The following is a 13,907-nucleotide window of genomic DNA, read 5'->3' as shown; positions in this document are numbered from 1 at the left end:
GGGTGCCCGCCGGGGGTGAGGTGGCGCTGGGGGCGCCGGTGTGGGGGTTGCGGACGTATCTGGCGGTGCGCGGCGGGGTCGCGGTCGAGCCGGTGCTGGGCAGCCGGTCGACGGACTCGCTGTCGGGCCTGGGGCCGCCTCCGCTCGCGGCCGGGACGGTGCTGCCGGTGGGCGGCGCGGACGGGCTGGCGGAGGTCGGCGTGGATCTGGCGCCGCTGCCGGGGCCGGGGCCGGCGGTGCTGCGGGTGTGGCCGGGGCCGCGCGACGACTGGTTCGCCGAGGGGGCGCTGGCGTCGCTGTGCGGCGGACCGTACGTGGTGAGCCAGGACAGCAACCGGGTGGGGGTGCGGCTGCGCGGCGCCGAGCTGGCGCGGAGCCGCAAGGGTGAGCTGCCGAGCGAGGGCATGGTGACGGGCGCCGTGCAGGTGCCGCCGAGCGGGCAGCCGATCGTCTTCCTGGCCGACCATCCGCCGACGGGCGGCTATCCGGTGATCGCGGTGGTGCGCGAGGCCGACCTCGGGGTGGCGGCGCAGGTGCGGCCGGGTGACGTGGTGCGGTTCGCCCGGGGGGACGTCACAGGCTGACCTGGCCGGTGACGGACGTGACGACGGAGCCGCCAACCCAGACGTCGTCGCCCTCGGCCGTGATGCGGATGCGGCCGGCGCGGCCCATGGCGGTGCCCTGGCTGGCGGTGTAGGGGGCGGTGACGCGGCCGGTGCGCAGGAGCCACTGGGCGACCGACGCGTTGAGGCTGCCGGTCACCGGGTCCTCGGCCATGCTGTCGTAGAACGGGAAGAACGCCCGCAGCTCGTACGCGAACGGCGACCCGGCGGGGTAGAGCCCGGCCACGCCGACGTCCACCGGCACCCGGCCGGGGCGCAGGGCGAGGACGGCGTCGGCGTCGCGGAGCAGGAGCGCGACCCAGCCGGGGCCGTTGTCGGCCCATTCGGCGTCGGCGATCTCGTCCCTGGTGATGCCGAGCGCCTCGGCGATGCCGGACAGCAGCGACTCGTCGACCGGGCCGGAGCGCAGCAGCGGCGGGGCGGCGAAGGCGAGCATGCCGTCGTCGCCGCGCACGCGGATCAGCCCGGCGCCGCACTCCTGGACGACGACGCGCGGGTCGCGCGGGACGCCGCCCGCCTCCAGCCAGGCGTGGCAGGTGCCGAGCGTGGGATGCCCGGCGAAGGGCAGCTCGGCCGAGGGGGTGAAGATGCGCACCCGGTAGTCGGCCGCGGGGTCGGCGGGCGGCAGCACGAATGTGGTCTCGGACAGGTTCGTCCAGTTGGCGAAGCGCCGCATCTCCTCGGTGGTCAGCCCTTCGGCGTCGAGCACGACGGCGAGCGGGTTGCCCCGGTAGGGCGTCGAGGTGAACACGTCGACCTGGCGGAAGGGGCGCTGCATGCCCCCGAGTCTGTCAGAAGCGCTTGGAGCGGCGCAGCGCCGGGGGCCGCCCGTCGGGGTCGACCGCTAGCCGGTAGAGCGGCTGGGCCAGCGCCCTGCGCAGCCGGCCGAGCCGGGGCTCGGGGTGCGGGCGCAGCCGGCCGGGCGGCCGGGGCCCGCGACGGCCGCCGCGATGCCAGGCGTCGAGCGCGCGGGCCGACGCGGCGAACGCCTCGAAGGCGTCACCGGGGTCGCACAGGCCGGCCGGGTCGCGGTCGAGGTGCTCGCCCGCCAGCAGCAGCCGAAGGTCGCGGGCGAACCTGCGGGCCCCCGCGGGCGGGCGCGGGTCGGGCTCCTCGTCGACGACGGCGCAGCTCAGCTCCGAGTCGTACGTCCACGAGCGCAGGTTGACGTTGTCGGAGCCGATCGAGGCCCACACGTCGTCGACCACGCACACCTTGGCGTGTACGTAGACGGGGGTGCCGGCGTGGTTCTCCAGGTCGTACACGCCGAGGCGATCACCGCCGGCGCGCCGCAGCCTGGCGAGCGCGTCGGCGCGGCCGATGAGACTGGCGGGGGCGGCGAGCCAGCCGTCCTGGTCGGGGTGGCGCGGCACCACGATGATCATGCGGAGCTCCGGCTCGCGTTCGAGCGCGGCGGCGAACGGCTCGATCACCTCGGTGGACCACAGGTACTGGTCCTCCAGGTAGACCAGGGACCGGGCCCTGGCCAGCACCTTGTGGTAGGCCCTGGCCACGCTGCGCTCGCCCAGGGGCGCGAACGGGTAGCCGGAGCGCCGGTAGGGGTAGGTGCGCAGGAGCTGCACGGCGTGCGTGCCGGCCCGGCCGGGCGGCGGCCCCGGGTCGGGCAGCTCGGGCACGTCGTCCATCCGCTCGACGTGGTCGCGCAGGCGGCGCAGCGGCTGGCGGGTCTCCGGGGCGGGATCGTCCCAGCGTTCGCAGAAGACGGTCTCGACGTCGGCGACGGCGGGACCGTGGATGGCCACCTGGGCGTCGTGCCAGGGCGGCCGGTCGCCGTAGACGCCGGGCATGGGCGCGGCCTGCGGGTCGCCGTGGTGGGCGGCGTCGTCGCGGCGGCTGTGGCACAGGTCGATGCCGCCGACGTAGGCGACGTCGTCGGCGGTGCCGTCGTCGTGGCGCAGGACGACGAACTTCTGGTGGTGCGAGCCGCCGGGGCGCACGCGCGTGTCGAGCAGGCACTGGCCGCCGGCGGCCTCGATGTCCTCGCCCAGGTGGCGGTTCTCCTCGGCGCTGAAGCGGAGCCGGTCGAGGTGCGAGCGCCAGATGAGGCCCCTGACGAGCGCTCCCCGGTGCGCGGCGCCGGCCATGGCGCGGGCCACGCCGGGGCCGTCGCCGGTGAGCCGCTCGTCGGGGTCGCCGCGCCAGTCGGCGAACAGCAGCAGGTCGTCCTTGCCGAGCCGGTCCAGGGCGGCCCGGAGGTCGGCGAAGTAGGCGGCGCCGTGGACGAGCGGGCGCACCAGATTGCCGGTCGTCCAGGCGCTCAGCCTGGTCGCCGGGTTGCCCCGCTCTTCCCCGGTGAGGAACCACTCGTCCAGCCGCACCTCGCCCCGCTACCCGGGGACGGCGGGGGCAATCAGCTTCTCGGCGCGGGAGACGGCGGCGGCGAGCGGGTCGCCCGGGACGGGCTCGAACAGGTCGAGGGCGACCCGGCCGCCCTTGGCCTCCCAGACGCCGGCGACGTGCCCCTCGTGGACGACGACCGGGGAGATCCAGCCCGCCTGGCGGCTCACCTTGGCCTTGACCGCGGCCGGGACGAGGGGCTCCAGGGAGCGGGGGGCGCCCAGGATGTACGGGTCGAAGCCGGGCAGCAGGTGGACCTTCCCGGACGGCCGGGTGCCGGCCAGGTCGTCGAGGTGCTCGGTCAGCGCCAGCAGGGTGTGGCCGCCGGCCTCGACCTCGGTCAGCTCGCCGGCCAGGTCGCGGAACCAGCCCTTGAGCACGGCCTTCCTGGCCACGCCGCCGAACAGCCAGGCGTCGAGCATCTCCGGCGTCGCGGGCCCGTGGGCGGCCAGGAAGGCGCGGGCGATCCGCACGCCGGCCTCCTCCTGCGGCGGGAGCTCGGCGGGCCAGCCGGGCAACCAGTGCCGGGGTGCGGTGAAGGTGACCCGGCCGTCGCGCGGCGGGCCGTAGCAGAGCTCGCCGAGGCGGCTGAGCGGCTTGAGCAGCGCGCCCCAGCCGGAGGTGAGCGCCTGCCGGAGGTGCTCGTCGCCGGTCACCTCCACGACGGCGTCGACCAGCTCCTCGCGGGTCTTCGGCCGGTCGCCGAGCGCCTGCGGGACGGCGTCGACGATCGCCGCGATCTCGGCGGCGGTGACGCCGTGGCCGCGCTGCCAGGAGCCCTTCTCCCAGAACCGCAGCGTGCTCAGCGCCGCGCAGTAGCCGGCCAGCTCGTCGGCGGGCAGCAGGTGCAGGGTGCCGCGCATGACCCAGGTCTTGACCAGGGTGCGCTCGTCCCGGAGCGCCCGGTCGATCTCGCCCGGGTCGGGCGCGGCGGCGCGGACGGCGACGGCGAGGTGGGCGGAGGAGGCCACCTGGGCCTGCACCCCGCACAGCCGGCGGGCGATCTCGACGGCGCCGGGACCGCCGGGGCCGCTCACGAACTGCCGGCGCAACCGCCAGGCGAGGATCTGGGGCCAGGTCAGCTGAATTGTCACCCGACCACTTCTACACGTCCCCGCCGACAGCCCGGTCGGCGGCCGGGTCAGCGGCTGAAGCCCATGTCCTGGTAGCGCAGCATCTGGAAGCCGCGGGCGCCCGCGTTGGCCAGGTTCTGCCGCGCGGCCACGAGCTGCGGCCGCTGGTAGAGGGGCAGGACGTTGACCTGCTTCCAGATGAGCCGGTCGGCGGTGTTCGCCTCGGCGCGCGCCCGGAGCGGGTCCAGGCTCCGGGCGGCGCGGGCCATGGCCGCGTCGATGGCGGCCGAGCCGGTACGGCCGAAGTTGGCGTTCCACGTCTTGCCGTCGGAGGCGTGGGCGTAGACGCCGTAGTTGCTGGACACCGGGAAGGGGGTGCCGATGTAGGCGAACGGCGCGATGTCGAAGTTGCCGGGGATCACGTACTTGGCGAAGAAGTCGTCGCTGGGCACCGCCTGGATGGTGAGCTTCATCCCGATCCGGGCGAGCATGCTCTGCGCCAGTTCGCCTTCGGACTTGCTGAGCTGCACCCCGGACGGCACCACGAAACGCAGCTCCAGCGGGTGGCCGTCCTTGCGCCGCACGGAGCCGTCGAGCCGCCAGCCCGCCTCGTCGAGGAGCCGTCCCGCCCGCGCGGGGTCGTGGACGCCGAGCTCGCCGGCGTTGTCGCGGTAGCCCTGCTGGGTGTTCATGAAGAAGTGGCTGTTCAGCGGGGTGCTCGGCCAGTCGAGGCCGCGCAGGTCGGATCGGGCGATGGCCTCCCGGTCGAGGCCGAGCTGGACGGCCTGCCGTACCCGGATGTCGCGGAGCGGGCCGCGCGAGCCGTTGAGCGTGAAGTGGCGGAAGTCGGGCGCGGCGGCCTGGCGGACCTCGGCGCCGGGCGTGGCCGCGGCGCGCGCGTGGTCGGGCGCGGACGGGCCGATGTCGGCCAGGTCGAGCTCGCCGTTGCCGAACATGCCGATGAGCGAGTCCTGTTCGGCGGCCCGGAAGACGATCCTGTCGAGCTTGGCCCGATCGCCCCACCAGGAGTCGTCGCGCACGAGCGTGACGGTCTTGGCGGTCTGGTCGAGGCTCTCGACCTTGAACGGCCCGGCGGTCACCGGGATCCTGTTCAGCCAGGCGGTGTCGAACGCCTCGGGCGTCGCGTTGGCGGAGGCGGGCAGCAGCGGCCCGAACAGCGCCTGCCAGTCGCCGAACGGCCGCGCGAACGTCACCACGACCTCGTAATCGTCGCGGCCCCGCGCGACCTGCTCGATGTCCTGGTAGCCGGTGGACGAGGCGATGTGGAAGGCCGGGTCGCCGCCGTCCAGCGCCTGCCACTGGGCGCGGTAGTCGGCCCAGGTGACGGGCTTGCCGTCGGACCATCGGGCGAGGGGGTTCAGCTTGTAGGTGACGACCTGCTTGGGCGTGGTGGCGGTGACGCGGGCGTCGATCAGGTAGGCGCGGTTGACGGACATCCGCGCCCTGTCGTCCGACACGAACGGCCTCGGCAGCAGCGCGTCGCTGATCGTCGCCGCCACGGCCAGGTGGCCGTCGACGTGGTGCCTGTTCCACTGGGCCGGGAACTCGTTGACTCCCCAGCGCAGCGTGCCGCCGTCGCCGACCCGGTCGCGCGGCATGGGGTTGAGGTCGGACGCCATGATCACCGCGTCGCCGGACGGCCTGGCTCGTCCGGCGCCGCCCCCGCCGCACGCCGCCAGGGACAGCGCGGCGGTCACGGCGGCCACGGCGGCCACGGCGGCCACCACTGGGTGAGTTGCTTTCAACGGGACTCCATGGGTTAGACGACGGCGAGCTTCTCGGCGTAGTGGCACGCGGCGGCCTGGTCCTCGCCGAGCGGCCGCACCTCGGGCTCGGCGTCCACGCACAGGCTGCGTTCCTCGGCCGTCAGCACGCCCCGGAAGGTCGGGCATCTGGTACGGAACCGGCACCCCGACGGCGGGTCGGCCGGGCTGGGCGGCTCGCCGTCGAGCAGGATGCGCTCCCGCGAGCGCTCCCGCACCGGGTCGGGCAGCGGGATGGCCGACAGCAGCGCCTGCGTGTACGGGTGCGCCGGGGTGGCGTAGACGGCCTCGGCGCGCCCGATCTCGGCGATCCGGCCCAGCTGCATGACGGCCACCCGGTCGGCCAGGTAACGGACCACGGCCAGGTCGTGCGCGACGAACAGGTACGACAGGCCCAGCCGGTCCTTCAGCGCGCCGAGCAGGTTGAGCACGCCCGCCCGGATCGACATGTCGAGCGCCGAGACGGGCTCGTCCAGGACCAGCAGCCGGGGTTCGAGGGCGAGCGCGCGGGCGATGGCGACGCGCTGGCACTGCCCGCCGGACAGCTCGCGCGGGTAGCGGGCGGCGTGCGCGGTGTCGAGCCCGACCAGGGCGAGCAGCTCGGCCACCCGCCGCCCGGGCGCGCCCGCGCGGTGGGCGCGCAGCGGCTCGGCGAGGATGTCGTAGACGGTCATGCGCGGGTCGAGCGAGGCCGCCGGGTCCTGGAAGACCACCTGCATGTCGCGCCGGACGGCGGCCCGCTGCCCGGCGGTGAGCCTGGCGGTGTCGCAGCCGAGCACGACGATCCGGCCCTCCTCCGGCTCTGCCAGCTCCAGGATCTGTGTCAGCGCCGTGGTCTTGCCCGACCCCGACTCGCCGACCAGGCCGAGCGTCTCGCCCTCGCGGATGTCGAAGCTGATCCCGGCCACCGCGTGCACGGTGCCGGCCCGCCGCCTGAACATCGCGCCGCGCATCAGCGGGTAACGCTTGACCAGCCCCTGGACCTCCAGCACCGTGCGGGGCCCGCGGGTCACCGGCTCGCGCGGCGCCCTCGCCTGCTCGCCGCCGTCCGCCCGGCGCACGTCGGCCCACCGGATGCAGGCCGCCCGGTGCCCGGCGCCCACCTCGAACAGCGGCGGCTCCCGGTCGTCGCACGCCTCCTCCCGCATCGGGCAGCGCGGCGCGAACGGGCAGCCCGGCGCCGGCCGGCCCGGCTCGGGCGGGCCGCCCTCGATCGGCACCAGCGGCCGCCTCCCGCCGCCGTCGACGCGCGGGACCGAACCGAGCAGGCCCGAGGTGTACGGCATCCGCGTCCGGTAGTAGACGTCGTCCACGTCGCCCGTCTCGACCGGGCGGCCCGCGTACATGACCAGGACGCGGTCGGCGAAGCCGGCCACCACGCCGAGGTCGTGGGTGATCAGCACGATGGCGGCGCCGGTCCGGCACTGCGCCTTCCTGAGCACCTCCAGCACCTGGGCCTGGACGGTGACGTCGAGCGCGGTCGTCGGCTCGTCGCAGATGATCACGTCGGGGTCGTTGGCGATGGCCATGGCGATCAGCGCGCGCTGCCGCATCCCGCCGGAGAACTCGTGCGGGAAGGCCAGCGCCCGCCGGGCCGGGTCGGGGATGCCGACGAGGTCGAGCAGGTCCACGGCCTTGACGGCGGCCTGCTCCTTGGTGACCCGCTGATGGGCGCGCACCGCTTCGGCGATCTGGTCGCCGACCCGGTAGACGGGCGTGAGCGCCGACTGCGGGTCCTGGAACACCATCGACACGGTCCGGCCCCGAATCCGTGCCAGCTCGCGCTCCGGCGCGCCGATCAGCTCGCGGCCGTGCAGCCGCACGGAGCCGCTCACCTTGGCCTCCGGCGGCAGCAGGCCCAGCACGGCGGCGGCGGCGACGGACTTGCCGGCGCCGGACTCGCCGACGATGCCGAGCACCTCGCCGGCCCGCAGCTCGTAGCTGAGCCCGCGCACGACGGGCACGTCGCCGAAGGCGACCTCCAGGCCGTCGACCTCCAGGACGGGACTCATCGGCCCCCCTTCGCGCCCGGGTCGAACGCGTCGCGCAGCGCGTCGCCGGCCACGTTGACCGCGAGCACGGTGACGACCAGCAGCCCGGCGGCGAACCAGAACGTCCACGGCGCGTAGATCGCGGTCCGGGAGCCGTCGGCGATGAGCGTGCCGAGCGAAACGTCGGGCGGCTGGATGCCGAAGCCGAAGTACGACAGGGACGTCTCGGCGAGGATGGCGGCACTGACGTTCACGGTGGCGTCCACGATGAGCAGGGACGACAGGTTGGGCAGCACGTGCGAGAAGATGATCTTCACGGGCGGCACGCCGAGGTAGCGGGCGGCCCTGACGAACTCCCGCTGCCGGAGCGAGATCGTCATCCCTCGGGTGATCTTGGCGGTGACCATCCACAGGAACAGCGCCAGCATGAGCACGAACAGCGGCCACTGCCCCGAGCCGAACAGCGGCGACATGATCGCCAGGATGAGGAAGGCGGGCAGCGCGAGCAGCAGGTCGGTGATCCAGGTGAGCACCCGGTCGGTCCAGCCGCCGAAGTAGCCCGCGAACGCCCCGGCGAGCGCGGCCAGCGCGGTCGACACGAGCGCCGCGAGCAGGCCGACGATCAGCGACCGTTGCAGCCCGCGCAGCGTGAGCGCGTACACGTCGGCGCCGGTCTGCAGGGTGCCGAACCAGTGCCGGCCCGACGGCGGCTCCAGGAACGCGGCGAAGTCCTTGTCCGTGTGGGACCACGGCGCGAACAGCGGCCCGGCGAACGCGAGCACGAACATCAGCGCCAGCACCCCGACCCCGGCCCGCCCCTGCCGGGAGGCGAGGAAGCGTCCCGCCAGCACGCGCCCCCGGGACGGCGGCGCGGGCTCGGCCGGTTCGAGGTCGCCGGCGACCTCCTCCTCCGACAGCGTCATCCCGCCCTCACCCGGGGATCGAGCACGGCGTGCAGCAGGTCGGCCGCCAGCGACGCGCACAGCACGGCGAGCGCGGCCAGGCACGAGATCGCGGCCACGGTGTTGACGTCGTTGGTGAAGACGGCGCTGATCAGGCGCTCCCCCAGCCCGTGCCAGCCGAAGATCTTCTCGGTGAAGGCGGCGCCGGTCAGCAGCGCGCCGAACACGAAGGCGAAGTAGGTCGCCACCGGGATGAGCGCGGTGCGCAGCCCGTGGCGGATCAGCGCCCGCCGCCTGCTCAGCCCCTTGGCCCTGGCGGTACGCAGGTAGTCGGCGCCGAGCACGTCGAGCATCATGTTGCGCTGGTAGCGGCTGAAGACCGCGATCAGCCCGAGCGACAGCGTGACGGTCGGCAGGATCAGGTGCTGCAGCCGGTCGAGCAGCCCGCCCCAGAACCCGGCGTCGAGCCCGGCGGTCCGCTCGCCGCCGACCAGGAACACCCGGCGGCCGAACAGCTGGTCGTTGGCCCAGGTGCCGCCCAGGATCGCCACGTTGGCCAGCACGACCACGGGCACCGCCAGCAGCAGGTAGGCCAGGCCCGCCGACAGCCGGTCGAACCAGCCGTACTGCCTGACCGCGGCGGCGGCCCCGGCGGCGACGCCGAGCACGCTGCCGCACACCAGCCCGAGCAGGACCAGCCGCAGCGTGACGCCGGCCCGCCGCTGCAGGTCGGCGCCGACCGGCGAGCCCGTCACGCTCCTGCCGAAGTCGCCGCGCAGCACGCCGCCCGCCCAGGTCAGGTAGCGCTCGAACAGCGGAGTGCGGTCGTTCAGGTTGAGCGCGGCCAGTTGCGCGTCGACGACGGCGGGCGGCGGCGGCGGGGTGCGGCCCGCGTAGTTGGCGCGCGGGTCGAGGGAGCCGGCGGCGAGCAGATAGGCGAGGCTGGCGGCGACGGCGGCCAGCACGACCGAGCCGAGCAGCCTGCGGGCCAGGAACCCCGCCATCGTCCCCCCTTACGAACGGCGTGTGGCCATCGTGCTACATTCCGCGACCATCTGGACGCAGGCACATGCCAAGGGGGCGTCTGGTTAGCGTCCGGAAAGTTCGTCGACCGCGGTGCGGACGTCGTCGCTGGTGATCGTGGTCAGCTCGGCGGAGCTGGCGGACTCGCCGCGCGAGGCCAGCGCGGCCAGCCGGACGTCGCGGCGCATGGCGGCGCGCTCGAACAGCGACCGGGCGAACCTGCCGTTGCCCAGCCCGTCGATCAGCCGCTCGCCGCACACCCAGGCGAACACCTCGTCGAGGTCGCCCAGCGCCTCCTCGTCGAACCGGTCGCCCGCCTGCTCGGCCAGCAGCACGGCGATCTGCGACAGCTCGCGCGGCGCATAGCTGGGGAACGCCACCCGCTGGCTGAACCGGCTGGCCAGGCCCGGGTTGGTGGCCAGGAAGGCGTCCATCTCCCGCTGGTCGCCGGCCAGCACGATGACGAGCCGGTCACGGTCGTCCTCGGCCCGCTTGAGCAGCGTCTGCACGGCCTCCGCGCCGAACGCGTCACCGCCGGAGTAGCCGGGGTTGACCAGGCTGTAGGCCTCGTCGATGAACAGCACGCCGCCGAGCGCCCGGTCGACCAGCTCGTTCGTCTTGATCGCCGTCGCGCCCAGGTGCTGGCCGACCAGGTCGGCGCGGTGCGCCTCGACCACGTCGGGCCTGGCCAGCAGGCCGAGCGCGGCGAAGATGCGGCCCACGACGCGGGCGACCGTGGTCTTGCCGGTGCCGGGCGGGCCGACGAACACGAAGTGGCGCGTCTGCGGCGGCGTCGGCAGGCCGCGCTCCTGACGCATCCGGGCCACCTGGAGCTGGGCGGCTATCGCGTGCACCTGCCGCTTGACCGGGGCCAGCCCGGCCATCCTGTCGAGGTCGCCGAGCGCCTCCTCCAGCGTGGGCGTGGCCACGTAGCCGCGGAAGCGGGCGGTGAGCTCGTCGAAGGCCTTGGTCACGTCGGCCGTCGTGGTCGTCACCAGGTCCTCGGTGGTCGGCGTGCCGCCCGCGCCGACCACGCGCACGTCACGGGCCTGGGCGGCGGCCTCGACCAGACTGCGCGCGAACCGGGCGTTGCCCAGCTCGTCGACCAGGCCGCGCCGCTGCACGTCCTCGAACAGGGCGAGCAGCGCCGCCCTGGCCTCGGGGCGCATGGTGTCGCCGCGCTGCCGCTGGAGCAGCTCGGTGATCTCGGCCAGCTCCCCGGCGGAGTAGGTGGGGAAGCGCACGCGGGTGGCGAACCGGCTGGCCAGGCCGGGGTTGCTGGACAGGAACGCGGTCATCTCCTGCTCGTAGCCCGCCAGGATGATGATCACCCGGTCGCGGTCGTCCTCGGCCCGCTTGAGCAGCGTCTGCACGGCCTCCGCGCCGAACCTGTCGGGCTGCCCGTCGGAGGAGTTGATCAGGCCGTAGGCCTCGTCGATGAACAGCACACCGCCGAGCGCCTTGTCGACCAGCTCGTTCGTCTTGATCGCCGTCGCGCCGAGGAACTCGCCGACCAGGTCGGCCCGCTGCCCCTCGACCACGTACGGGGTCTCCAGCAGGCCGAACGCGTAGAAGATCTTCGCGAGCGTGCGGGCGACGCTGGTCTTGCCGGTGCCGGGCGGACCGAGGAAGACGAAGTGCCTGGTCGGCCGGCCGGCCGTGTAGCCCGCCTCGGCGCGCAGCCGGGAGGCCTCGATGGAGGCGGCGATCGAGCGGACCTGCTCCTTGACCGGGGCCAGCCCGATCATGCCGTCGAGCTCGGCCAGCGCCTCCTCGACGGAGATCTGCGGCAGCGCCGGCGCCTTGTCGGAGACCGGCTCCGGCCTGCCCTCGCGGGCCCGTACGCGGACCTGCTCCTCGGCGGTCAGCTCGGACCTGGCGCGGCGGGCCAGCAGGAAGCGGTAACCGAGCACGGCGGCGGACGCGCCGTAGGCGACCCAGACGGCCAGGCTCTCCGAGACCAGCGAGACGGCGGCGGCCAGCGCCCCGGCGGGCACCAGCGCCAGCAGCGCCGTCACCCACGGGGCCACCCAGCGGATCAGATGCGCGCCGGCGGCCACGGGCAGGGCCAGCACCAGCAGCAACGTCGGCGCCAGCGAGGTCGGCGGGAAGAGCGCCATGAAGACGGGCAGCAGCGCGCACCAGCCTGCCACCACCAGCGCCGTCGCGGCGGCGCGCGGGAAGCGCAGCGTCAGCGCGACGAAGCAGAGCGCGGCCAGCGTGATAAGGAAGGTCTGGAAGAGCTGCCCGCCCAGCGCGGCCGACAGGCCGACCGCGCCGACCAGGACGGCCACGTACATCACCCTGCGGGCGGCCGGCGGAAGCCGGAAATAGCGCACACGCACCTGTTCGAACAGATCCCGCACCGCGGCCCGCCCCGCCGCCCGGGTCCTGCTGGACTCCTGCATCACGCCTCCCCGGTCCGCCCCTGGTTATACCGCACCGGGCCGACGATTGGGCGGACCTGACACGCTAGGTGGAGCTGACGAACGCGGCGATGTGCCGCCCGAGTTCGGCCCCCGCGTCCTCCTGCAGGAAGTGGCCCGCCCCTTTGATGACCGGGTGGGCGCGGCCGGCCGCACCGGGCATCGACCGGCACAGCACGGGCGCCATGCCGCCGGTGATCGGGTCTCCGTCGGAGAAGGCCACGAGAAACGGCCGGTCGAGCGTGGTGAGGATCCGCCAGGCCGCGCGGTTGGCGTCCGAGGCGGGGTTGTCCGGCGCGTACGGCACGAGCCCCGGCATGGCCCGGGGGCCCGCTTTGTACGACTCGTCCGGGAAGGGGGCGTCGTAGGCGGCGCGGACCTCCGGCGGCAGTTCTGTGGCGCAGCCCGACTGGACGAACCTGGCGATGTCCAGCTCGGGCGCGCCCGCCACCGCGTCCTTGAACCGGTGCCACACCTCCGGCATGGGATTGTCACCGGTCGGCAACCCCGTGTTGGCGGCGACGATCCGGGCGACGCGCCCGGGGTGCTCGGCGGCCAGGCGCAGGCCGATCAGCCCGCCCCAGTCCTGGCCCACGAGGGTGACGCCGGTCAGCCCGAGCGCGTCGTACAGCAGGGCGCGGGTCCACTCGACGTGCCTGGCATAGGTGTGGTCGCCGGGCTCGGCCGGTTTGTCCGAGCGGCCGAAACCGATCAGGTCCGGGGCGATCGCGCGCAGGCCGGCCGCGGCCAGCTCGCGCATCACGTCGCGGTAGAGGAACGACCAGGACGGCTCGCCGTGCAGCAGCACCACCGGCTCCCCGTCGGCGGGACCGGCCTCGACGCAGGCCATGCGCAGCCCGTCGCCCACATCGGCGTAGCGGGCCTCGTACGGGAATCCGGGCAGATCGGCGAACCGGTCGTGGGGGGTGCGGAGGATTCGCATAGAACAAGATTCTAGCTACCGGCGCTGGTGCCGCCCAGGGAACTGGCCCACGAGCACCTCCTTGGGCGTCACGCGCAACACGTCCGCGTCGGCCAGGGCGATCCCGCGCACCTCCACCCAGGACCGGCGCTGCAACGGGTCGGCGGCGAACACCGCCACCCTCGGGTCGTCCTCGATCGCCTCCCATGCCCCGGTTCCGGCGATCAGCTTCAGCTCGCCGGAGGCGGTCATGGACGCCGCCGCGCCCACGACCCTCGGCCCCAGCGGATCACCGTAGGACAGCACCACGCTCCTGGCGTACGCGAACGCCTGGCGCACCTCGGGGTCCAGCGCCACCGGCGGGCCGCCGCCCATCGGCAGGTCACACATGGTCAGCGACGCGCGCCACGGCCCGGCCGTCCCGCGCCACCAGGCGCGCAGCGCCCGCAGCGCGGCCACCGCCACGCACGCCCCCAACGCGGCGGCGCTCCCGCGCCACCCCCACACCATCCCCAGCGCGCCACCCGCCGCGCCCGCCGCCGCACCGGCCACCACCAGCGCGACCGCCGCCGCCAGCCAGGGGTCCGCGCCGCCGCGCGCCTTCCGGCAGGCGCGCACCAGCGGGTACGGCACCGCCAGCGCCACGACGGCGGCCCGCGGCTCCACCACCAGCGCCCCGCCCAGCACCGCCGTGATCAGCAGGCCGATCTTGAACGCCCGCGTCCTGATCTGGGTGCCGATCTCGCGCCTGGCCACCAGCATCATGCCGTTCACGCCACGGCCTCCTTGAAGATCTCGGTGAGGG

General features: G+C 74.6%; 11 protein-coding genes. 1 reads left to right on the top strand and 10 read right to left on the bottom strand.

The window, feature by feature from the left end; genetic code table 11:
* On the top strand, nucleotides 1–584 hold a 584-nt coding region (locus ADY59_RS42325; protein WP_049575399.1), incomplete at its 5' end, for a biotin-dependent carboxyltransferase family protein.
* Here ADY59_RS42325 and ADY59_RS42320 read toward each other — a convergent pair.
* From ADY59_RS42320 to ADY59_RS42275, 10 genes are all read right to left on the bottom strand, one after another.
* On the bottom strand, nucleotides 574–1,401 hold the full coding sequence (locus tag ADY59_RS42320) for a PhzF family phenazine biosynthesis protein (protein ID WP_049575398.1): 828 nt from the start codon (nucleotides 1,399–1,401) through the stop codon (nucleotides 574–576). The genes ADY59_RS42325 and ADY59_RS42320 overlap by 11 nt on opposite strands.
* Nucleotides 1,402–1,414: 13 nt before the next feature.
* A complete protein-coding gene (locus tag ADY59_RS42315) occupies nucleotides 1,415–2,962 on the bottom strand; it encodes a phospholipase D family protein (RefSeq protein WP_049575395.1) in 1,548 nt (515 codons plus the stop codon).
* A gap of 9 nt (nucleotides 2,963–2,971) precedes the next feature.
* Nucleotides 2,972–4,075: a winged helix DNA-binding domain-containing protein gene (locus ADY59_RS42310; protein WP_231619157.1), complete on the bottom strand. Its 1,104-nt coding sequence runs from the start codon at nucleotides 4,073–4,075 to the stop codon at nucleotides 2,972–2,974.
* Nucleotides 4,076–4,122: 47 nt separating this feature from the next.
* On the bottom strand, nucleotides 4,123–5,820 hold the full coding sequence (locus ADY59_RS42305; protein ID WP_231619156.1) for an ABC transporter family substrate-binding protein: 1,698 nt from the start codon (nucleotides 5,818–5,820) through the stop codon (nucleotides 4,123–4,125).
* A gap of 14 nt (nucleotides 5,821–5,834) precedes the next feature.
* Nucleotides 5,835–7,850: a dipeptide ABC transporter ATP-binding protein gene (locus ADY59_RS42300; protein WP_049575392.1), complete on the bottom strand. Its 2,016-nt coding sequence runs from the start codon at nucleotides 7,848–7,850 to the stop codon at nucleotides 5,835–5,837.
* Nucleotides 7,847–8,752: an ABC transporter permease gene (locus ADY59_RS42295; protein WP_049575389.1), complete on the bottom strand. Its 906-nt coding sequence runs from the start codon at nucleotides 8,750–8,752 to the stop codon at nucleotides 7,847–7,849. Before ADY59_RS42295 ends, ADY59_RS42300 begins: the two co-directional genes overlap by 4 nt.
* On the bottom strand, nucleotides 8,749–9,735 hold the full coding sequence (locus tag ADY59_RS42290) for an ABC transporter permease (RefSeq protein WP_049575387.1): 987 nt from the start codon (nucleotides 9,733–9,735) through the stop codon (nucleotides 8,749–8,751). Before ADY59_RS42290 ends, ADY59_RS42295 begins: the two co-directional genes overlap by 4 nt.
* Before the next feature lie 84 nt (nucleotides 9,736–9,819).
* Nucleotides 9,820–12,162 carry an AAA family ATPase gene (locus tag ADY59_RS42285; protein WP_049575384.1) on the bottom strand — a complete coding sequence of 781 codons (2,343 nt, stop codon included), beginning with the start codon at nucleotides 12,160–12,162 and terminating at the stop codon, nucleotides 9,820–9,822.
* A 64-nt stretch (nucleotides 12,163–12,226) separates the two neighbouring features.
* Nucleotides 12,227–13,123: a haloalkane dehalogenase gene (locus ADY59_RS42280; RefSeq protein ID WP_049575381.1), complete on the bottom strand. Its 897-nt coding sequence runs from the start codon at nucleotides 13,121–13,123 to the stop codon at nucleotides 12,227–12,229.
* A 15-nt stretch (nucleotides 13,124–13,138) separates the two neighbouring features.
* Entirely contained in the window at nucleotides 13,139–13,876 is a 738-nt protein-coding gene (locus ADY59_RS42275) for a hypothetical protein (RefSeq protein WP_197094110.1), read from the bottom strand.
* Nucleotides 13,877–13,907: the final 31 nt, after the last annotated feature.

It is taken from the genome of Nonomuraea sp. SBT364, from assembly GCF_001083785.1.
In the GTDB taxonomy this organism is placed as follows: domain Bacteria; phylum Actinomycetota; class Actinomycetes; order Streptosporangiales; family Streptosporangiaceae; genus Nonomuraea.
Note: the sequence above shows the minus strand (reverse complement) of the source record. Positions and strands in the feature narration are given on the sequence as shown.

What these genes read in the sequence shown, in the direction of transcription:
- ADY59_RS42320 (WP_049575398.1), bottom strand. Translation starts at nt 1,401, where the DNA reads ATGCAGCGCCCCTTCCGCCAGGTCGACGTGTTCACCTCGACGCCCTAC.
- ADY59_RS42300 (WP_049575392.1), bottom strand. Translation starts at nt 7,850, where the DNA reads ATGAGTCCCGTCCTGGAGGTCGACGGCCTGGAGGTCGCCTTCGGCGAC.
- ADY59_RS42295 (WP_049575389.1), bottom strand. Translation starts at nt 8,752, where the DNA reads ATGACGCTGTCGGAGGAGGAGGTCGCCGGCGACCTCGAACCGGCCGAG.
- ADY59_RS42290 (WP_049575387.1), bottom strand. Translation starts at nt 9,735, where the DNA reads ATGGCGGGGTTCCTGGCCCGCAGGCTGCTCGGCTCGGTCGTGCTGGCC.
- ADY59_RS42285 (WP_049575384.1), bottom strand. Translation starts at nt 12,162, where the DNA reads ATGCAGGAGTCCAGCAGGACCCGGGCGGCGGGGCGGGCCGCGGTGCGG.
- ADY59_RS42280 (WP_049575381.1), bottom strand. Translation starts at nt 13,123, where the DNA reads ATGCGAATCCTCCGCACCCCCCACGACCGGTTCGCCGATCTGCCCGGA.